General features: G+C 61.4%; 17 protein-coding genes. 13 read left to right on the plus strand and 4 right to left on the minus strand.

Features of this window, described 5'->3' with window-relative positions:
* Window positions 1-19: 19 nt before the first annotated feature.
* Window positions 20-946, minus strand: a complete 927-nt coding sequence (gene epsC / locus JBO08_RS25965; protein WP_065875866.1) for a serine O-acetyltransferase EpsC — start codon at window positions 944-946, stop codon at window positions 20-22.
* Window positions 947-1,111: 165 nt separating this feature from the next.
* Here epsC and JBO08_RS25970 point away from each other — a divergent pair, with 165 nt between their 5' ends.
* The 12 genes from JBO08_RS25970 (at window position 1,112) to JBO08_RS26025 (ending at window position 13,016) form a co-directional block, all read left to right on the plus strand.
* On the plus strand, window positions 1,112-2,107 hold the full coding sequence (locus tag JBO08_RS25970; RefSeq protein ID WP_065879753.1) for a D-cysteine desulfhydrase: 996 nt from the start codon (window positions 1,112-1,114) through the stop codon (window positions 2,105-2,107).
* A gap of 188 nt (window positions 2,108-2,295) precedes the next feature.
* On the plus strand, window positions 2,296-3,096 hold the full coding sequence (gene tcyJ, locus JBO08_RS25975) for a cystine ABC transporter substrate-binding protein (RefSeq protein WP_065875870.1): 801 nt from the start codon (window positions 2,296-2,298) through the stop codon (window positions 3,094-3,096).
* Window positions 3,096-3,761 carry a cystine ABC transporter permease gene (tcyL, locus tag JBO08_RS25980; RefSeq protein ID WP_049710605.1) on the plus strand — a complete coding sequence of 222 codons (666 nt, stop codon included), beginning with the start codon at window positions 3,096-3,098 and terminating at the stop codon, window positions 3,759-3,761. The genes tcyJ and tcyL overlap by 1 nt, the downstream gene beginning before the upstream one ends.
* Before the next feature lie 3 nt (window positions 3,762-3,764).
* The gene (gene tcyN, locus JBO08_RS25985; RefSeq protein ID WP_065875871.1) at window positions 3,765-4,511 is read left to right on the plus strand and encodes an L-cystine ABC transporter ATP-binding protein TcyN; all 747 of its coding nucleotides are present in this window, start codon (window positions 3,765-3,767) and stop codon (window positions 4,509-4,511) included.
* Between the two features lie 370 nt (window positions 4,512-4,881).
* Entirely contained in the window at window positions 4,882-5,646 is a 765-nt protein-coding gene (locus JBO08_RS25990; RefSeq protein ID WP_065875873.1) for a hypothetical protein, read from the plus strand.
* Between the two features lie 187 nt (window positions 5,647-5,833).
* Window positions 5,834-7,075, plus strand: coding sequence for an SfnB family sulfur acquisition oxidoreductase (locus JBO08_RS25995; protein WP_065875875.1), 1,242 nt, complete (start codon window positions 5,834-5,836; stop codon window positions 7,073-7,075).
* A gap of 24 nt (window positions 7,076-7,099) precedes the next feature.
* Entirely contained in the window at window positions 7,100-8,293 is a 1,194-nt protein-coding gene (locus tag JBO08_RS26000; RefSeq protein WP_065875877.1) for an SfnB family sulfur acquisition oxidoreductase, read from the plus strand.
* Window positions 8,293-9,645, plus strand: coding sequence for an LLM class flavin-dependent oxidoreductase (locus tag JBO08_RS26005; protein WP_065875880.1), 1,353 nt, complete (start codon window positions 8,293-8,295; stop codon window positions 9,643-9,645). Before JBO08_RS26000 ends, JBO08_RS26005 begins: the two co-directional genes overlap by 1 nt.
* Before the next feature lie 143 nt (window positions 9,646-9,788).
* On the plus strand, window positions 9,789-10,604 hold the full coding sequence (locus tag JBO08_RS26010) for a MetQ/NlpA family ABC transporter substrate-binding protein (protein WP_065879750.1): 816 nt from the start codon (window positions 9,789-9,791) through the stop codon (window positions 10,602-10,604).
* Window positions 10,601-11,716: a methionine ABC transporter ATP-binding protein gene (locus JBO08_RS26015; protein ID WP_220075195.1), complete on the plus strand. Its 1,116-nt coding sequence runs from the start codon at window positions 10,601-10,603 to the stop codon at window positions 11,714-11,716. Before JBO08_RS26010 ends, JBO08_RS26015 begins: the two co-directional genes overlap by 4 nt.
* Entirely contained in the window at window positions 11,706-12,350 is a 645-nt protein-coding gene (locus tag JBO08_RS26020; RefSeq protein WP_016974994.1) for a methionine ABC transporter permease, read from the plus strand. The genes JBO08_RS26015 and JBO08_RS26020 overlap by 11 nt, the downstream gene beginning before the upstream one ends.
* Before the next feature lie 39 nt (window positions 12,351-12,389).
* Window positions 12,390-13,016, plus strand: a complete 627-nt coding sequence (locus JBO08_RS26025) for a bifunctional 2-polyprenyl-6-hydroxyphenol methylase/3-demethylubiquinol 3-O-methyltransferase UbiG (RefSeq protein WP_065875886.1) — start codon at window positions 12,390-12,392, stop codon at window positions 13,014-13,016.
* Window positions 13,017-13,148: 132 nt separating this feature from the next.
* Here JBO08_RS26025 and JBO08_RS26030 read toward each other — a convergent pair whose 3' ends face one another.
* From JBO08_RS26030 to JBO08_RS26040, 3 genes are read right to left on the minus strand one after another with little or no spacing between them, the layout of a single operon-like run.
* On the minus strand, window positions 13,149-16,214 hold the full coding sequence (locus JBO08_RS26030; RefSeq protein WP_220075194.1) for an efflux RND transporter permease subunit: 3,066 nt from the start codon (window positions 16,212-16,214) through the stop codon (window positions 13,149-13,151).
* Window positions 16,211-17,281: an efflux RND transporter periplasmic adaptor subunit gene (locus JBO08_RS26035; protein WP_065875890.1), complete on the minus strand. Its 1,071-nt coding sequence runs from the start codon at window positions 17,279-17,281 to the stop codon at window positions 16,211-16,213. The genes JBO08_RS26030 and JBO08_RS26035 overlap by 4 nt, the downstream gene beginning before the upstream one ends.
* Window positions 17,278-18,360 (minus strand): efflux RND transporter periplasmic adaptor subunit, encoded by a 1,083-nt coding sequence (locus tag JBO08_RS26040; RefSeq protein ID WP_065879744.1) that lies wholly within the window; start codon window positions 18,358-18,360, stop codon window positions 17,278-17,280. Before JBO08_RS26040 ends, JBO08_RS26035 begins: the two co-directional genes overlap by 4 nt.
* Window positions 18,361-18,592: 232 nt before the next feature.
* On the opposite strand from JBO08_RS26040, the gene JBO08_RS26045 reads away from it, so the two are divergent.
* The gene (locus tag JBO08_RS26045; protein WP_220075193.1) at window positions 18,593-19,753 is read left to right on the plus strand and encodes an AAA family ATPase; all 1,161 of its coding nucleotides are present in this window, start codon (window positions 18,593-18,595) and stop codon (window positions 19,751-19,753) included.
* The last annotated feature ends 107 nt before the right edge of the window (window positions 19,754-19,860 follow it).

Here is a 19,860-nt window from a genome sequence, read left to right on the forward strand (position 1 = left end):
GGCTTGACGGCTGACGCGTTTACTTTTGCGTGCCGTCATCGTGCTGCAGGTTCGCCTGCGTCAGGTTCGCCCCCGCCGGCACACTGCGAGTCAACCACACGTTGCCGCCGATGGTTGAGCCTTTGCCAATGGTGATGCGTCCCAGGATGGTCGCCCCGGCGTAAATCACCACGTCGTCCTCGACAATCGGATGGCGTGGGTGGCCCTTCTGCAACTGCCCATCTTCATCGGCCGGGAAGCGCTTGGCGCCCAGGGTCACGGCCTGGTAGATGCGCACGCGCTCGCCGATGATCGCGGTTTCGCCGATCACCACACCGGTGCCGTGGTCAATAAAGAAACTCGGGCCGATCTGCGCGCCGGGGTGGATATCGATACCGGTGGCCGAGTGGGCAATTTCCGCGCTGATCCGCGCCAACAGCGGCAGGCCGGCGCGGTACAGGTGGTGGGCCAGGCGATGGTGAATCACCGCCAGGATCCCCGGATAGCACAGCAGCACTTCATCAACACTGCGCGCGGCCGGGTCGCCGTGATAGGCGGCGAGAACGTCGGTGTCCAACAGGCTGCGCAGGGACGGCAGGGCCAGGGCGAAATCCTGGATCAGGCGGATGGCGTGAGCATCGACAGTGCTGTCGTCCTGGGCGCCCTGGCGCGCAGCGTAGCGCAACTCCAGGCGCGCTTGACCAAGCAGAGCATTGAGTGCCACATCGAGGGTATGGCCGACGTAAAAATCTTCACTCTCTTCACGCAGGTCCACCGGCCCCAGGCGCATGGGGAAAAGCGCGCCACACAGTGCTTCGAGAATCTGCGCCACCGCCTCGCGTGACGGCAACTCACGGCCGCCATGCTCGCCACTCAAGCGCCCATTGCGCGTTCGCCACTGGTCCCGGGCGCCGCGCAGTTGGCTGACGATGGTCTGTAGTTGCCAATGACTGGAACGCTCACTCACGGTATTCACTCCTGACGAAATGGCCATCACTTTACGGTATGCGCCCGGGCCACTCTTAAGAACCAATGGTGTGATACTAAGAACTGTCCGGAATAAGCGATTGTCGGTTGCCCGATGAAAAGTGCCTGCCTATAGTCGCCCCATACTCATCAACCGTGCGTAGCCATGATCAAACAACAGCTCGACCGTTTTAACCGCCTGGAATTGCTGGGCGGCGCCACTGCCCTGGAAAAACTCGAGCGGCTGTCGGCCTGGCTGGGCAGGGATGTGTACGTCAAGCGCGACGACACCACGCCGCTGGCCATGGGCGGCAATAAGCTGCGCAAACTTGAATACCTGGCCGCCGATGCCATCGCCCAAGGCGCCGACACCCTGGTGACCGCCGGCGCTATCCAGTCCAATCACGTACGCCAGACCGCTGCGCTGGCCGCCAAGCTGGGCCTGGGCTGCGTTGCCTTGCTGGAAAACCCTACCGGTACCGACGACCCCAACTACCTGGGCAATGGCAACCGCCTGCTGCTTGACCTGTTCGACGCCAAAGTAGAGTTGGTGGAAAACCTCGACAACGTCGACGACCAGCTCAATGCCCTCGCCGACCGCCTGCGCAGCAGCGGCAAGAAGCCGTACCTGGTGCCTATCGGCGGCTCCAATGCCCTGGGCGCCCTGGGTTATGTACGCGCCGGGCTTGAGCTGGCCGCGCAGATCGAAGACAGCGGCATCGAATTTGCCGCCGTGGTGTTGGCCTCCGGCAGTGCGGGGACCCACAGCGGCCTCGCCCTGGCCTTGAGTGAAGTGCTGCCAGACCTGCCCGTAATTGGCGTCACCGTGTCGCGTACCGACGAAGCCCAGCGCCCGAAAGTGCAGGACTTGGCCGAACGTACCGCGCAGTTGCTGGGTGTGGATATCCCGCAAGCGTTCAAGGTGATCCTGTGGGACGAATACTTCGGGCCGCGCTATGGCGAACCGAACGCCGGCACCCTTTCTGCGGTCAAGCTATTGGCGAGTCAGGAAGGCCTGCTGCTGGACCCGGTCTACACTGGCAAGGCCATGGCCGGCTTGCTGGACGGTATCGGCCGTAACCGATTTGAAGACGGGCCGATTATTTTCCTGCATACCGGCGGGGCGCCGGCGTTGTTTGCCTATGACTCAGTGTTCAGCTGAATAAACGCTCCCACATTAGATCCTTGACATATTCCAAAAAAGAATATCAATTTAGATTTATATTATTTTCAAGTCTTAAAAACCAGCTTTATAGTCGCGCCGTAGTCGAAGACGCGCTACGCGCTTTAAGGCAGGATACGACTACCGCGTCACCTGCTTCGCTCAACATAAAAACACAGGGGCTCTTCATGACTATTTCTGTATTCCGTCGCACGTTGCTGGTCGGCACTTTGGGCCTGGCACTCGGGGCTGGCCTGATGGGCCAGGCAATTGCCGGCGAGCAGCTGAACAACATCAAGAAAGCCGGCGTCATCAACGTCGGTCTGGAAGGCACTTACCCACCCTTCAGCTTTGTCGGGGAAGACGGCAAGCTCGCGGGTTTTGAAGTGGAGTTTTCCGAAGCGCTGGCCAAGGAGCTGGGCGTGAAGGTCAAACTGCAGGCCACCAAGTGGGACGGCATCCTGGCCGCACTGGAATCCAAGCGACTGGACGCGGTGATCAACCAAGTCACCATTTCCGAAGAGCGCAAAAAGAAGTACGACTTTTCTGAGCCCTATACCGTTTCCGGGATTCAGGCGTTGGTACTGAAGAAGAACGAAGACAAACTCAATATCAAATCTGCTGCCGACCTGGCCGGTAAAAAGGTCGGGGTGGGCCTGGGCACCAATTACGAGGAGTGGGTGAAAGCCAACGTCAAGAACGCTGATATCCGCACCTACGAAGATGACCCAACCAAGTTCCAGGACCTGCGCATCGGCCGTATCGACGCCATCCTGATCGACCGCCTGGCGGCACTGGAATACGCCAAAAAAGCCCCGGACACCGCCGCTGCCGGTGACGCGTTTTCTCGTCAAGAAGCAGGCGTAGCCCTGCGTAAAGGCGAGCCTGAGTTGCTGGCTGCGGTCAACAAGGCCATCGAAAAACTGCGCGCAGACGGCACGTTGAAAAAACTCTCCGAGAAGTACTTCAACGCTGACGTCACCCAATAATGGAAGAAAAGTTTCAATTGATCCTGAATTCCACGCCCTTCTTGATGCAGGGCGTGTACTTCACCGTGATCTTGAGCCTGGGCGGTTTGTTTTTCGGCTTTGTGCTGGGCTTCGGCCTGGCCTTGATGCGTTTGTCGCGCTTCAAGACGCTGAGTTGGATCGCCCGCGTCTACGTGTCGTTCTTTCGCGGTACGCCGTTGCTGGTGCAGCTGTTCATGATGTATTACGGCTTGCCGCAAGTGGGTATCGAACTCGACCCGATTCCCGCCGCGTTGATCGGCCTCTCATTGAACATGGCAGCGTATATCTGTGAAACCTTGCGCGCCGCCATCAGCTCTATCGAGCGTGGCCAGTGGGAAGCCGCTGCCAGTATCGGCATGACCCGTGTGCAGACCCTGCGTCGGGCGATCCTGCCGCAGGCGATGCGTACTGCATTGCCCCCGCTGGGTAACAGCTTTACATCGCTGGTGAAGGACACCTCGCTGGCAGCGACCATCCAAGTGCCCGAGCTGCTGCGCCAGGCGCAGTTGGTGTCCGCGCGCACGTTCGAGATTTTCGCGATGTACCTGTCGGCCGCCCTGATCTACTGGGTGCTGGTCAGCATCCTGGCGTATTTCCAAAATCGTCTGGAAGCCCGGGTCAACCGGCATGACCTGGAGTCCTGAAGCATGATCGTGGTTGAAAAACTGACCAAACAATTCAACGGTCAGGTGGTGCTCAACGGCATCGACCTTGAGGTCAAGGAAGGCGAAGTCATCGCCATTATCGGCCCCAGCGGTTCCGGCAAGACCACCTTCCTGCGCTGCCTGAACTTCCTCGAACAGCCCACCAGTGGCCGCATCAAGGTAGGCGACATCGAAATCGACACCAGCAGGCCGATCAACCAGCAACAAAGCCTGGTGCGGCGCCTGCGCCAGCACGTGGGGTTTGTATTCCAGAGCTTCAACCTGTTCCCGCACCGCACTGCGCTGGAAAACGTCATCGAAGGCCCCACCGTGGTCAAGAAGATGCCACGCGAAGCCGCTGACACCCTGGGGCGCAAACTGCTGGCCAAGGTGGGCCTGGCAGGTAAGGAAGATGTCTACCCACGGCGCTTGTCCGGTGGCCAGCAACAGCGCGTGGCGATTGCGCGTGCACTGGCCATGGAGCCGGAGGTGATTCTGTTTGACGAACCCACCTCGGCGCTGGACCCGGAGCTGGTGGGCGAAGTGCTGGCGACCATTCGCAGCCTTGCCGAAGAAAACCGCACCATGGTCATCGTCACCCACGAGATGAGCTTTGCCCGTGACGTGGCCAACCGCGTGATCTTCTTCGACAAGGGCGTGATCGTTGAACAAGGCGAAGCCAAGACGCTGTTTGCCAACCCCAAGGAAGAACGCACCCGGCAGTTTTTGAGCAAGTTTCTGGCGCACTGAACCCCTGTGTGGGAGCTGGCTTGCCTGCGATGCAGACACCTCGGTAGAGCAGTCACACCTGGGTGATGCTATCGCAGGCAAGCCAGCTCCCACACAAGGGTGTTCCTACAGGAAGTCCTCATTCCAACCTGTAAAACATCCCCCCGTATCCGCCTGAATATCCCCGCCCCAGTCAGACCCTTCTGAATATCGCCAAACCCGCCGTTTAGCCTTTTGCCGCCATTGACGCCCCTTTGCCAACCCTCTTATCTAGCGTTCAGAGGATTGGATCCTATCCCAGCTGTTTTCTGAATCGTTCATTTCGGTCACCCCGCGCACCCGCGCCAAAGGTCCGGGACGATTGCTGCTGGCTGTATCAAGGAGATTATTTATGACGCCCCCCCTGCTCACTGCCCCGACACTGCCCCAGGCCATCGGCAATGGCATCAATGCCCTGGCCGCCACACACCTGCAGGTCGACATCGCGCCGTATCCCGGCATGGATGAAGGCGACCTGATCGAGCTGTTCTGGAACAACTGCTTTGCCGCTTCACGGCGGGTGACCGCGTGCAAGGTCGGCGCATTCACCCACCTGCGGGTGCCGGAAAGTTTCGTGCTGGATGGACCGGCTCAGGTCCATTACCAGGTCATGCAGATCGGCCATGGCCCTGCGCGCTCCGCCGAAACGCGGGTGCGCGTAAAGACCCACTACCCTGGCGGCCAACCCTCGCCCCTGTACCGCGACGAAAACCACAACCTCGCCCCCGTGGGCCTGCCCGAGACCATCCGCCGCTGCGGCGTCAACGCCAGCCAGGTACGGCGTGGTATTCCCCTGACCATCGAGCCGTACCTGAACATGACCACCGGCGATGCCATCACCCTGCGCTGGGGCGATGTGCGCCTGGATCTGCCGAAGATCCAGGCCAGGGAAATCGGCCAGGCGGTGCAGGTGTGGGTGCCTTCGACGGTGATTGTCGAAGCCGGCGACGACTGCCGGCTGGAGGTGACCTATTGCATTCTGGATCGCGTCGGCAACAACTCACGCTGGGCACCCGCCCGCACTTTACGCATTGCCGCCGAGGTGCCAACCCACCCGGCCGGGACTGCGCTGATCTATCGTCCCCGCCCTCTCGGGTCGCCCTGCGAACCTGGGTGACAGACCTTCTATGCATATTCCCAAAAGTTAGTTTATTTAAATATTTAACACGCTTAGGGTATATGCACCGGACCACCGGACATCTCTGATTTTTCTGTTTTTATTTCATTGAATGCGAGGTCGGTATGGTCAGAATTACCCCGGTGCGCAACGCCAGGGCATTACGTGCAGCCAAGGAGCGGCGCTGATGTCTAACTTGGCTCTAACAACTCCCCAGCGTGATCTGGATGTAGCCCCCCTGCTGTTGCCGGCCGCTGTGCTGCGCAACGATGCAGAGGCGTTGAACGCTGCCCGTGAGCTGGCTCAGGCTGCGCGCCTGCAAGCCGCCAAGCGCGACAGGCAACGCCAGTTGCCGTGGGCGCAGATTGAACAGTTCACCCGCAGTGGGCTGGGCAGTATTTCCATTCCCCGTGAATACGGCGGCCCGCAGGTGTCTTTTGTAACCCTGGCCGACGTGTTCGCGATCATCAGCGCGGCAGACCCGGCCCTCGGGCAGATCCCGCAGAACCATTTCGGCATCCTGCACCTGTTACAGGGTGCGGCCACCGAGCGCCAGAAAAAGCAGCTGTTCCAGAGCGTCCTCGACGGTTGGCGCATCGGCAATGGCGGCCCTGAACGCGGGACCAAGAACACCCTGGAGCTCAAGGCGCGCATCACCGCCAAGGGTGACGGTTACGTAATCAGCGGCCAGAAGTTCTATTCCACCGGCGCGCTGTTTGCGCATTGGGTTGCGGTAAAAGCCCTGAACGATGACGGCAAGCAGGTCATGGCGTTCGTGCGCCGTGGCACCGAAGGGCTGCGCATTGTTGATGACTGGTCGGGCTTCGGCCAACGCACTACCGCCAGTGGCACGGTGCTGCTGGACCAGGTGCCGGTGGACGCCGAACGGGTCGTGGAAAACTGGCGCATCGGCGAAACCCCGAACATCCAGGGCGCCGTTTCCCAACTGATTCAGGCCGCCATCGACGCCGGCATTGCGCGCGGCGCGCTTGAGGACACCATCGCCTTCGTTCGTGAACGCTCGCGTCCCTGGATCGATGCCAAGGTCGAACGCGCCAGTGATGACCTGTATGTGATCGCCGATATCGGCAAGCTCAAGATCGAACTGCACGCCGCCGAAGCCCTGCTGCGCAAGGCCGGTCAGGTGCTGGACCAGGTCAGCGCCGCGCCGATCACCGCTCAGTCAGCCGCGCGTGCGTCGATTGCCGTGGCCGAGGCGAAAGTGCTGACCACCGAAGTGTCGCTGCTGGTCAGCGAAAAGCTCTTCGAACTGGCCGGCAGCCGCGCCACCCTCGCCGAGTTCAACCTCGACCGTCACTGGCGCAACGCGCGGGTGCACACCCTGCACGACCCGGTGCGCTGGAAGTATCACGCGGTGGGCGCTTATCGACTGAACGGCACGTTGCCGGCTCGACATTCCTGGATCTGACTGACCAGACATCTGGAGAACATCATGACTTTCTCTAACCCCGTCGCGGTCATTACCAGCGACGAACACGCCCTTATTGTCGCCAGCGACCTGGCCGAAGACTTCCGCCGCGACAGCGCCCAGCGCGACCGCGAGCGCCGCCTGCCCTTGCCCGAGCTGGACGTGTTTTCGCGCTCCGGCCTGTGGGGCATCAGCGTGCCCAAGGAGTACGGCGGCGCAGGCGTGTCCAACGTCACCCTGGCCAAGGTCATTGCGCTGATCGCCCAGGCTGACGCCTCGCTGGGCCAGATCCCGCAGAACCATTTCTACGCACTGGAAGTGCTGCGCGTAAACGGCAGCCCGGCGCAGCAAAAACGCCTGTACGCCGAAGTCCTAGCCGGCCAACGCTTCGGCAACGCCCTGGCGGAACTGGGCACCAAGACCGCCCATGACCGCGTTACGTCCATCACCCGCGACGGCGATGGTTTTCGCATCAGTGGCCGCAAGTTCTATTCCACCGGCGCGATCTACGCCCAACGCATTCCCACCTCGGTGGTGGATGAACAGGGCGTGCAGCAACTCGCCTTTGTACCGCGCGACAGCGAAGGCCTGACGGTCATCGACGACTGGAGCGGCTTCGGCCAGCGCACCACCGGCAGCGGTTCGGTGGTGTTCGACAACGTGTGGGTCGCCGCGCATGACGTGATCCCGTTCCAAAGCGCCTTCGAACGCCCGACCACCGTTGGCCCGCTGGCGCAGATCCTCCATGCGGCCATCGACACCGGCATTGCCCGCGCCGCCTTTGAAGATGCGTTGCACTTCGTTCGCACCAAGACCCGTCCGTGGATCGATTCCGGCAGCGACAAGGCCACCGAAGACCCGCTGACCCTGAAAAGCTTCGGTCACCTGAGCATCCGCCTGCACGCCACCGAGGCGCTGTTGGAACGCGCAGGAGAATTTCTCGACCGCGCCCAGGCCGACAGCAACGCCGAGACCGTGGCTGCCGCCTCGATTGCCATCGCCGAAGTCCGCGCCTTGAGCACCGAAATCTCCCTGGCCGCCGGCAGCACGCTGTTTGAACTGACCGGCAGCCAGGCCACCCTGGCCGAGCACGGCCTTGACCGTCACTGGCGCAACGCTCGCGTGCACACCCTGCACGACCCGGTGCGCTGGAAGTACCACGCGGTGGGCAATTACTACCTCAACAATGAAAACCCGCCACTGCGGGGGACCATTTGATGGCGAAGAAAAAAATCCTGCTCAATGCCTTCAACATGAACTGCATCGGGCACATCAACCACGGCCTGTGGACCCACCCACGGGACACGTCCACCCAATACAAAACCATCGAGTACTGGACCGACCTGGCGCAAACCCTGGAGCGTGGGCTGTTCGACGGCCTGTTCATCGCCGATATCGTCGGTGTGTACGACGTGTACCAGCACTCGATTGATGTGCCGCTCAAGGAGTCGATCCAACTGCCGGTGAATGACCCGTTGCTGCTGGTCTCGGCCATGGCCGCCGTCACAAAAAACCTCGGCTTCGGCCTCACCGCCAATCTCACCTATGAGCCGCCGTATCTGTTTGCCCGGCGCATGTCCACGCTCGACCACCTGAGCCGTGGCAGGGTCGGTTGGAACATCGTCACCGGCTACCTCGACAGCGCCGCCAAGGCCATGGGGCTTACCGAGCAAGTCGAGCACGACCGCCGTTATGACCAGGCCGATGAATACCTGGAGGTGCTCTACAAACTCTGGGAAGGCAGTTGGGAAGACGACGCAGTGATCAACGATCCACAAGCGCGGGTGTATGCGCAGCCGGGCAAGGTGCACAAGGTCGAGCATCACGGTGAGTTCTATCAGGTGGAGGGTTATCACCTGTGCGAACCCTCGCCGCAACGTACGCCGGTGCTGTTTCAGGCGGGCAGTTCGGACCGGGGCTTGCTGTTCGCCGGGCGTCATGCCGAATGCGTGTTCATCAGCGGACAGAACAAGACCGCGACCAAGCTCCAGGTGGACAAGGTGCGCGCCAGCGCCGTGGAAGCCGGGCGCAACCCGGATGACATCAAGGTGTTCATGGGCCTCAACGTGATCGTTGGCGCCACTGAAGCGCTGGCCTGGGCCAAGCACGCCGAATACCTGAGCTACGCCAGCGCGGAGGCCGGCGTGGCGCATTTCTCGGCGTCCACCGCGATCGACTTCGCTCAGTACGAACTGGACGAGCCGATCCAATACGTGAAGAGCAACGCGATCCAATCGGCCACCAAGAACCTGCAGAACAACGACTGGACCCGGCGCAAATTGCTCGAGCAACACGCCCTGGGCGGGCGCTATATCACGTTGGTGGGATCGCCTGAGCAGGTTGCTGATGAGTTGGAGTCGTGGATCAGTGAGACCGGCCTGGATGGCTTCAACCTGACGCGCATTGTCACGCCGGAAAGTTACGTGGATTTCATTGATCTGGTGGTGCCGGAGTTGCAGCGCCGCGGCTCGTACAAGACTGCTTATGACACCGGAACGCTGCGCGAAAAGGTCTTCGGTGGCAGCGCCCGCTTACCCGAACAACACACCGGCTCGACCTACCGACACTGAACCAAAACTGTGGGAGCTGGCTTGCCTGCGATAGCGGTAGGTCAGCGAATACACATGTGGCTGAAAGACCGCCATCGCAGGCAAGCCAGCTCCCACAGTTGACCGAGTTGTTAATGAATACACCTTATGACTGGAAATCGACCATGAAAAAAACACTGCTCTCTCACCCAGTCAAAGCACTGGCCCTGGCCTTCGGTTTGTTCAGCTCTGCGGCGTTCGCCGCCGATGCGCCGTTGAAAATCGGCACCACCGCCGCCTTCGCCATTCCCCTGGAAGCCGCGGTAGCCGAAGCCGACAAACAAGGCCTGAAGGTCGAGCTGGTGGAGTTCACCGACTGGATCGCGCCCAACGTCAGCCTGGCCGCCGGTGATATCGACGTGAACTACTTCCAGCACATCCCATTCCTGGAAAACGCCAAGGCCGCCGCCGGTTTTGACCTGGTGCCGTACGCGCCGGGCATCATCAACAACGTCGGGCTGTATTCGAAAAAATATAAAAGCATCAACGACTTGCCCCAGGGCGCCAGCGTGGCGATTGCCAACGACCCGATCAACAGCGGTCGCGGCCTCCAATTGCTGGCCAAGGCTGGCCTGATCACCCTCAAGCCGGGCGTGGGCTACAAGGCCACCGAAGAAGACATTGTGACCAACCCGAAAAAGATCAAGATCCTGCAAGTCGAGGCCGTACAACTGGTGCGCGCTTATGACGATGCAGACCTGGTGCAGGGCTACCCGGCCTATATCCGCCTGTCCAAAACCTTCGATGCTGAGTCGGCGCTGCTGTTCGACGGCCTCGACCACCCGGAGTACGTGATCCAGTTCGTGATCCAGCCGAAAAGCAAAACCGACCCGCGGGTGATCAAGTTCGTCGATATCTACCAGCACTCGCCCGTGGTACGCGCTGCGTTGGATAAGTCCCTCGGCAAGCTCTACCAAGTCGGCTGGGAAGATAAAAAATGACCGCCGCCAATGCCCAATTGCGCGACCTGGGCTCAGCGCCCAGGGACGCCGAGCAGACAGAACTGCATCCGGACCTGAACCGCGCCCATGTGCGTTTTATCAACCTGGGCAAGACCTATGACGGCACCGTGCACGCCTTGCAAGGCATAGACCTGGCGATACAGCCCGGTGAAGTGTTCGGCATTATCGGCCGCAGCGGCGCCGGCAAGTCGTCGCTGATCCGCACCATCAACCGCCTGGAGCAGCCCAGCAGCGGACGGGTGCTGATCGATCAGGTGGACATTGGCGAATTTGACGAAGACCGCCTGGTGGCGCTGCGTCGGCGTATTGGCATGATCTTCCAGCACTTCAATTTGATGTCGGCCAAGACCGTGTGGCAAAACGTCGAATTACCACTGAAAGTGGCCGGAGTGCCCAAGCCCCAACGTGAGCAAAAGGTGCGCGAACTGCTGGAATTGGTGGGTTTGCAGGACAAGCACACGTCCTACCCGGCGCAGCTTTCCGGCGGGCAAAAACAGCGCGTGGGCATCGCTCGTTCGTTGGTACACGACCCAGAGATTTTGCTCTGCGACGAAGCCACCTCGGCCCTTGATCCAGAGACCACCCAGTCGATCCTCGGCCTGCTGCGTGAGATCAATCGGCGCCTGGGCCTGACCATCGTATTGATCACCCATGAGATGGCAGTGATCCGCGAAATCTGCGACCGCGTGGTGGTGTTGGAACACGGGCGCATCGTTGAACAGGGCCCGGTATGGCAAGTGTTTGGAAACCCGCAACATGACGTCAGCAAAACCCTGCTGGCACCGCTGCAACATGGGCTGCCGGACGAGTTGCAAAGCCGTTTGCAGGCCACACCGCAATCCACCGATGCCGCTGTGGTGCTGCGTTTGCAGTTTACCGGCAGCGATACCGACGAGCCGGACCTGGCCGCGTTGTTCAGCGCGCTCGGCGGGCGTGTACGCCTGCTGCAAGGCGGCGTGGAACGTATCCAGGGGCACGCCCTGGGGCAACTGCTGCTGGCGGTGAGTGGCTCGCCCCACGACGCCTGCGAGCTGCGTAAACGCGCCGGGAATTGGGCACAACAGGTGGAGGTGCTGGGCTATGTGGTTTGATCGTTTAGTACAGGGCGCCATCGACACCTTGTTGATGGTCGGCGTGTCGTCGCTGATCGCGTTGCTGGTGGGAATTCCACTGGCGGTGTTCCTGGTCACCAGCGACAAGGGCGGCATTTACCAAGCCCCGGCGCTGAACCGCGTGCTGGGGGCGTTCGTCAATCTGTTCCGCTCGATTCCGTTCTTGATCCTGATGGTGGCATTGATCCCGTTCACCCGATTGATCGTCGGCACCACCTACGGCGTGTGGGCGGCGGTCGTGCCATTGACCATCGCCGCCACGCCATTTTTTGCACGGATTGCCGAGGTGAGCCTGCGTGAGGTTGACCACGGCCTGATCGAAGCCGCGCAAGCCATGGGCTGCCGACGCTGGCACATCATCTGGCACGTGCTGCTGCCGGAAGCGTTGCCGGGAATTGTCGGCGGGTTCACCATCACCCTGGTGACCATGATCAACTCGTCCGCCATGGCCGGGGCGATTGGCGCGGGCGGTTTGGGTGACATCGCCTACCGCTACGGTTATCAGCGCTTCGATACGCAGATCATGCTGACGGTGATCGTGCTGCTGGTGATTCTGGTGGCGGTGATTCAGTTGGGTGGGGATCGGTTGGCGCGGGTGTTGAACAAGCGGTGAGGTATAGTCGGACCATCTCAGCGCCCGGTATTGCTCTCCATGACTCTCAAGCCCGACGACCTCGACCAGATCACCGCCACCACCCTTGGCCACTACAACACAGTGGCTGAGGATTTCCGCGAAGGCACCCGCGATCACGATGTGAGCCAGAACATCGACGCGCTGTTGCGGCATATCCAGGGCTCCGCGCCGTTTACCGTGCTGGATTTCGGCTGCGGGCCGGGGCGCGATTTGCAGACGTTTACGCGCATGGGGCATATCGCCGTGGGGCTTGATGGTTCGGAGCGGTTTGCGCAGATGGCGCGCGAAGACAGTGGCTGTGAAGTGTTGCAGCAGGATTTCCTCAAACTGGATCTGCCGGCCCGGCGCTTCGATGGAATCTTTGCCAATGCGGTGCTGTTTCACATTCCCAAGCAGGAATTACCGCGTGTGCTGGAGCAGCTTCACGGGTCGTTGAAATCAGGCGGAGTCTTGTTCAGCTCCAATCCACGCGGCGAAAACCGGGAAGGCTGGAACGGGCCACGGTATGGGTCTTATCACGACCTGGAGGCGTGGCAGTCACTGCTGACAGCGGCTGGGTTTGATGAGTTGGAGCATTACTACCGTCCCGCTGGGTTGCCTCGGGAGCAGCAACCGTGGCTGGCGAGTGTCTGGCGCAAACGCTGAAAGCAGCCTGGCAATGCATTCCGACTGTGGGAGCGGGCTTGCTCGCGAATGCGGGGTGTCAGTCAGTACATCTGTAACTGAGCTACCGCATTCGCGAGCAAGTCGAATCGTCGCACCGCCGCTCCCACATTTTTAACTGCGTTTTTCCTGGGTTTCCTGTTTGGGTTCGCGGATTTTGTACCAAGCCACATACAGCGCCGGCAGGAATAACAGCGTCAGCAACGTGGCGATGATAATCCCGCCAATCATCGCGTACGCCATCGGCCCCCAGAACACTTCCCGCGCAATCGGGATCATGCCCAGGCTCGCCGCCGCCGCCGTGAGCAGGATCGGCCGACGCCGGTGCTCGGTAGCTTCCACCACCGCATCCCACGGCGTATAACCGGCCACCTCGTATTCATGGATTTGCGTCACGAGGATCACCGAGTTGCGGATGATGATGCCGATCAGCGCCAAAATACCCAGGATTGCCACAAAGCCCATGGGCGTGCCGGTGGGAATCAGCGCCAGCACCACGCCGATCAGCCCCAGCGGCGCAACACTCGCCACCAGAAACATCTTCTGCACACTGTGCAGCTGGATCATCAGGAAGGTTGCCATGAGGAACAGCATCAATGGCACCACGCTGGCAATCGGGCCCTGGGCCTTGCCGCTTTCCTCCACGGTACCGCCGGTGGCGACCTTGTAGCCCACCGGCAAACCGGCGCTGAACTTGTCGATTTCCGGCTTGAGCTGCTTCACCAGATCCGTCGGCTGCATCTCATCGCGCACCGAGGCCTTGATGGTGATAGTCGGCTTGCGATCGCGGCGCCACACCAGCGGCTGCTCCAACTCATAGCGTACGGTGGCGAAGGCCAGCAGCGGAATCGAGGTGCCGTTGGGCGTGACGATCTGCAGGTTCTGCAAGGTTTCCGGCGTGCCGCGCTCGGCGTCTTCGGCGCGGCCGACCACGTTGATCAGGTAGATATCATCGTGTACTTGGGTCACCGAAGCGCCGCTGACCACGCTGTTCATCAACTGCGCCACGTCTTCCGACGACAGCCCCAGTTGCCGCGCCTTGTCCTGGGCAATGTCGATGCGCAGCACTTTGCCCGGCTCGTTCCAGTCGTAGATGATCTCGCCCAGGTGGGTGTTCTTATCCAACAACGTCGCCAGTTCGATGGCGTGTTTGCGCACCTGGTCGGTGTCTTTGCCCGACACGCGATACTGAATCGGGCGCCCCACCGGCGGGCCCATTTCCAGCGGCTGCACAAAGCTGCCGATGCCGACAAAGTCATCACGCAGGCGCTTTTGCAGACGCTGGATCAACTCGCCGCGCTCCTCCAGGCCCTTACTCACGATGACCAACTGCGCGTAGTAGGGGTTTTCCAGTTGCTGGTCGAGCGGCAGGTAGAACCGGATCGCGCCCTGGCCGATGTAGGTGCTCCAGCGCGAAATGTCCGGATCATCCTTGATGATCGCTTCCAGACGGTCGACGGCTTTACGGGTCTCGTTGATCGAGGCGTTCTGCGGCAGGTTGAGGTCGACGAGGATTTCCGGGCGGTCCGACGAGGGGAAGAACTGGTTCTGCACAAACTGCATGGAGAACACCGACGCCACAAACAGCGCCACGGTGATGCCGATCGCCCACCAGCGGTTACGCATGGCCCACAGCATGCCGCCATTGAAAGCGCGGCCAATTCGCCCCGGCTCGCCATCGTGCGGCTTCACGTTGGCGCTGAGAATATGCACGCCGATCACCGGCGCAAACAGCACCGCCACCACCCACGACACCAGCATCGCCACGGCAATGACCGCGAACAGGGTGAAGGTGTACTCGCCCGCCGAGCTGGCGTTAAGGCCAATCGGCACGAAGCCGGCGACCGTCACCAAAGTACCGGTGAGCATCGGAAACGCCGTCGAGGTGTAGGCGTAGGTCGCCGCCTGCTCCTTGGTTTCGCCTTTTTCCAGGCGCGTGATCATCATCTCGACGGTGATCATCGCGTCATCCACCAACAGGCCGAGGGCGATAATCAAGGCGCCCAGCGATACCCGCTGCATGGTGATGCCGCTGTACTCCATGAACACGAACACCAGCGCCAGCACCAACGGAATCGAGCACGCCACCACCAGCCCGGCGCGCATGCCCAGGCTGATAAAACTCACCACCAGCACGATAATCACCGCTTCGAACAGCGCACTGGTAAAGCCGCCGACGGCTTCTTCCACCACTTCCGCCTGGTCGGAGACCTTGTGCACGCCGACGCCCACCGGCAGGTCGGCGGTCAACTCGTCCATGCGTTCATGCAGGGCCTTGCCGAACGACTGGATATTGCCGCCCTTCTGCATCGCGATGGCCAAGCCTAACGCCGGCTTACCGTTGAAGCGGAACATCGGCCGCGCCGGGTCGACGTAGCCACGCGTGATCTCTGCGATATCTGCCAGGCGATAGAAGCGGTCATTGAGCCGCAGGTTGACGTTGGCCAGGTCTCTCTCCGAGGCAAATTGCCCCGACGTGCGCACGGAAATCCGCTCCGGCCCGGCCTCGATCACCCCGGCCGGGGTCACCGCATTTTGCGACTGCAGGCTCTGCACGACCTGGCGCTGATCAATCCCCAGGGCCGCCAGCTTGCGCGTGGAAAAATTCAGGTAAATCACTTCGTCCTGCTGGCCGATCATCTCGACCTTGCCCAACCCCGGCACCGAACGAATCTCAGCGCGCACCTGTTCCACGTAGTCGCGCAACTGGCGCATCGAAAGGCCGTCGCCGGTAAAGGCGTACACCGAGCCGAACACATCACCGAACTCATCGTTGAATGACGGCCCCTGCAAACCTTGAGGGAAGTTGCCGCGAATATCGTCGATCTTCTTACGGACCTGGTACCAGATGCCCGGGATGTCCTTGGCGCTGGTGGTGTCCTTGAGGAACACGAACACCGTGGACTCGCCCGGCCGCGTGTAACTTTTTACGTAGTCGAGGGAGTCCAGCTCTTCGAGTTTTTTCTCGATGCGGTCAGTGACCTGCTTGAGGGTTTCTTCCTGGGTCGCGCCCGGCCAGCGGGTTTGGATCACCATGGTCTTGATGGTGAACGAGGGGTCTTCCTCGCGGCCCAGGTTCATGTAGGAGAACACGCCCATCAGAAGCGCGACGAACATCAAGTACCAGACGAAAGACTGATGCTTGAGGGCCCAGTCGGATAAGTTGAAACTCCCTTTCATCGCGGGCTGTCCTCGTCGATTTTGACCTTCTGCCCAGGCTTCAGGCTGTTCACGCCAGCGGTGACAATGCGCTCGCCGGGTTTGACGCCGCCATTGAGCAAGGCGCTGTTGGCATCACGGCTGATCACGCTGATGTCGCGCGGTTGCACGGTCTGGCTTTGGGTGTCGAGCAGCCAGATGCGGGTCTTGCCGTCGACGTCCTGCAGGGCGCTCAGGGGCACTTCGATGCGCGGGGCGATGGCGGTGCTCAGAGTGACGCTGATCGCCGTGCCGAGGCGGAATGCCGGTGGTGTTTCGGCCAGCGTTAGCCGCGCGCGACGGGTGCGTGTGGCGCTTTGCGCCTGGGGCTCAATCTCGCGCACGATGGCTGTGGTGTTGACGCTCGGGTCGAGTTGCCCGGCGACCAGGAACACCACGTCATGCGGCAGGCGCTCGGCAAGGCCGGCAGGCAAATCAATCACCGCTTCCTTGATATCCGGACGGGCCAGGGTCACCACTTGCTGTCCAGCGCTGACCACCTGGCCGGCCTCGGCATTCCAGGCGGTGACGATGCCGGCATGGTCGGTGCGCAGTTCGGCGTAGTTGAGTTGGTCTTTGGCTTGATTGACTGAGGCTTGTGCCTGCTCGAGGGTGGCCTGGGTGGTTTTCAGGTCAGTCTGGGCAATATCCAACTGGGCCTGGGCGCCGACGCCACGGTTGAACAGCTCCTGCTGACGGCGGGCGTTGGCCTGGGCATTGATGAATTGCGCCTGTACGCGCGCCAGATCGCCCTGGGCGGAACGCAATTGGTTCTGTTGGTCAGTGGGATCGAGTACGGCGAGCAAGGCACCCTTCTCCACTTCGGCCCCCACATCCACGGCGCGCCGCGCAATACGCCCAGGCACGCGAAAGCCCAGGTTACTTTCGTAGCGGGCCTGGATGGTGCCGGCAAAACGACCGAGGTTTTCCTGATCTTCCGATGTTACTTCCATGGACAGCACCGGGCGCAGGGGCTCCGGCGGCGGCTCTTCCTTCGAACAGGCAACCAGCAACAGGCTGGCGGCGAGTACCCCCGTCAGGCGCTTCATGGCTGCGCTCCTTGCTGGGCGATCTCGACCAGCATGCCGGGGTGCAGCAATTGCCCACCGGCCACCACCACTTTTTCGCCGCCTTTGAGGCCATCGCCAATGATGACCTTGCCGGTGAGGTAACGCGCCACGGTAACTTTATGCAATTGCGCCTTGCCGTCGCCGTCGATCAACCAAACGGCGGGCTCGCTGAGATCTTTGGTCAGCGCGGCCCAGGGTAATTCGATACTGGCCTTGGCCGGACCATTGGCGGTAGCGCTCACCACCGAGCCCAGCTCCATGCCCTTGGGCAGGGCTTGCAGGGCGATTTTCACCTGCACGGTGCCGGTATTCGCGGCCACGGCTGGCGTGACCTCACGGACCTTGCCCACGGCCTTGATGCTCGGGTTATCCAACAGGCTGACGGTGATCGGCGCATCCGGCGGCGGCTCTACCAGCAGCGACTCGTACACGTTGAATACGGCATCACGCTCGCCATCGCGGGCCAGGCTGAAAATCGGCACAGTGGCCTGTACCACCTGGCCGACCTCGGCCTGACGCGCCGTAATCACACCCGGCGCTTCGGCGATCAGCGCGGTATAACCGAGTTGTTCGCGGGCATTGGCCAACTGGGCTTGGGCGGCCGCCAGTGCGCTTTGGCTGCTGCGCAGCGCGGCCTGGGCGGAATCGTATTCGCTGCGACTGGTGTAGCCCTTGGGCAGGAGCTTTTCCTGGCGGACAAAGGCGGCGGCGGTTTGCTTGACCCGCGCCTGCTCGGCCACGACCTGGGCCTGGGCGGAATCAACGTTGGTTTGCAAATCCTTCGGGTCGAGCTTGGCCAGCACTTGCTTGGCGGTTACGCGGTCACCCACATCCACCATGCGCTGGATAATCTTACCGCCGACGCGAAACGACAGATCGGTTTGCACCCTGGCCTGGATATCGCCGGTGAGCGTGACCGCCGCCGCAAAATCCGCCGACTGCACGGTCTGCACAAACACCCGTGAATGCGCCTTGGGTTCAGCCTTTTCCTCGCCACAGCCGCTCAGTAGCGTCAGTAAGCCAAGACCAAAAATACAGGTGGAAATGCGAGCGCCCATGCAGGCTCCTTTTGCGTGATGCCGACTTGCCAGTGTGTATGCGACTGTGAGCTTAGTTCAGGGTTCCACAGGTGGGCGCTTTCTGTAGTGAGCGGGCTTGCCCCGCGCTGGACTGCGAAGCGGTCCCCCGCCAGGTGCAGAAGTTCTTTCCGATAGAATGGGGTGATTCCTTTTGGGGCTGCTACGCACCCCAGCGCGCGCGGCAAGCCCGCTCACTACAGGTATGTGACCGATGCTCAAGACCCTCGCGGTGGCCAATTACCGCTCGATCAACACATTAGTGGTGCCCCTGGACCGGCTGAACCTGGTCACCGGGCCCAATGGCAGCGGCAAGTCCAACTTGTACCGCGCCCTGCGCCTGCTGGCGGAAACCGCCCAGGGCGGGGTGATCAATGCGCTGGCCCGTGAAGGCGGATTGGACTCCACCTTCTGGGCCGGGCCGGAGACCCTCAGCCGGCGCATGCGCAGCGGTGAGGTGCCGGTTGAGGCCACCGTGCGCCAGGGCGTCAAACGCTTGCGCCTGGGCTTTGCCGGGGACGACTTCAGCTACGCGATTTCCCTTGGGCTGCCGGAAAAGACTCTGTCGTACTTCTCCCTGGACCCGGAAGTAAAGAAGGAATGCATCTGGGCCGGCCACCTCTACCGTCCGGCGAGCCTGCTGGTGCAACGGTCCGGGCCCATGGTGCGCGCACGCGACGGTCGAAACTGGGATGTCCTCGCCCAGCACACGCCCAACTATCACAGCCTATTTGACCAGGTCGGCAGCCTGCGCGGCTCGCCGGAGGTGTTGCTGCTGCGGGAAAGCATCCGTGGCTGGCGCTTTTATGATCACTTTCGCAGCGATGTGGATGCACCGGTACGCCAGCCGCAATTGGGTACGCGCACACCGGTTTTGCACCACGATGGGCGCGATCTGGCGGCAGCGTTGCAGACGATCCGCGAGATCGGCGACCCCGAGGCTTTGCAGCGGGCGGTAAGCGATGCGTTCCCCGGCGCGCGCCTGAATATCGAGCCGCTGCAGGGCGGGCGTTTTGCGATTGAGTTTTATCAGGAAGGTTTGCTGCGGCCACTGTCGGCGGCAGAGTTATCCGACGGCACCTTGCGATACTTGCTACTGATCGCGGCGCTGCTGACGCCGAGGCCACCGACCATGATGGTGCTGAACGAGCCGGAGACCAGCCTGCACCCGGATTTGTTACCGGCGTTGGCGCGCTTGATTATCCAGGCTTCGCAGCATTGCCAGGTGTGGGTGGTGTCCCATGCCAGTCGGTTGATTGCGGCGTTGCAGCAGGATGAGGGGTGTAATTCGATTGTGCTGGAGAAGGTGTTGGGGGAGACACGGATCGTCGGGCAGGGGATTCTGGATGCGCCGGCTTGGCATTGGCCAGAATAGGCGTCGCCTGTACTGGCCTCATCGCGGGCAAGCCCGCTCCCACATTTTGATGTGTGAATACTTTCAAATGTGGGAGCGGGCTCGCCTGCGATAGCGGTAGGTCAGTC

This window comes from Pseudomonas sp. LAP_36, assembly GCF_019456785.1.
GTDB classification, from domain to species: Bacteria; Pseudomonadota; Gammaproteobacteria; order Pseudomonadales; family Pseudomonadaceae; genus Aquipseudomonas; species Aquipseudomonas tritici.

Bases quoted from the DNA above. Each gene is read 5' to 3' on its own strand.
- JBO08_RS25970 (WP_065879753.1), top strand. From the start codon at position 1,112: ATGATCAAACAACAGCTCGACCGTTTTAACCGCCTGGAATTGCTGGGC.
- tcyJ (WP_065875870.1), top strand. From the start codon at position 2,296: ATGACTATTTCTGTATTCCGTCGCACGTTGCTGGTCGGCACTTTGGGC.
- tcyL (WP_049710605.1), top strand. From the start codon at position 3,096: ATGGAAGAAAAGTTTCAATTGATCCTGAATTCCACGCCCTTCTTGATG.
- tcyN (WP_065875871.1), top strand. From the start codon at position 3,765: ATGATCGTGGTTGAAAAACTGACCAAACAATTCAACGGTCAGGTGGTG.
- JBO08_RS25990 (WP_065875873.1), top strand. From the start codon at position 4,882: ATGACGCCCCCCCTGCTCACTGCCCCGACACTGCCCCAGGCCATCGGC.
- JBO08_RS25995 (WP_065875875.1), top strand. From the start codon at position 5,834: ATGTCTAACTTGGCTCTAACAACTCCCCAGCGTGATCTGGATGTAGCC.
- JBO08_RS26000 (WP_065875877.1), top strand. From the start codon at position 7,100: ATGACTTTCTCTAACCCCGTCGCGGTCATTACCAGCGACGAACACGCC.
- JBO08_RS26005 (WP_065875880.1), top strand. From the start codon at position 8,293: ATGGCGAAGAAAAAAATCCTGCTCAATGCCTTCAACATGAACTGCATC.
- JBO08_RS26010 (WP_065879750.1), top strand. From the start codon at position 9,789: ATGAAAAAAACACTGCTCTCTCACCCAGTCAAAGCACTGGCCCTGGCC.
- JBO08_RS26015 (WP_220075195.1), top strand. From the start codon at position 10,601: ATGACCGCCGCCAATGCCCAATTGCGCGACCTGGGCTCAGCGCCCAGG.
- JBO08_RS26020 (WP_016974994.1), top strand. From the start codon at position 11,706: ATGTGGTTTGATCGTTTAGTACAGGGCGCCATCGACACCTTGTTGATG.
- JBO08_RS26025 (WP_065875886.1), top strand. From the start codon at position 12,390: ATGACTCTCAAGCCCGACGACCTCGACCAGATCACCGCCACCACCCTT.
- JBO08_RS26030 (WP_220075194.1), bottom strand. From the start codon at position 16,214: ATGAAAGGGAGTTTCAACTTATCCGACTGGGCCCTCAAGCATCAGTCT.
- JBO08_RS26035 (WP_065875890.1), bottom strand. From the start codon at position 17,281: ATGAAGCGCCTGACGGGGGTACTCGCCGCCAGCCTGTTGCTGGTTGCC.
- JBO08_RS26040 (WP_065879744.1), bottom strand. From the start codon at position 18,360: ATGGGCGCTCGCATTTCCACCTGTATTTTTGGTCTTGGCTTACTGACG.
- JBO08_RS26045 (WP_220075193.1), top strand. From the start codon at position 18,593: ATGCTCAAGACCCTCGCGGTGGCCAATTACCGCTCGATCAACACATTA.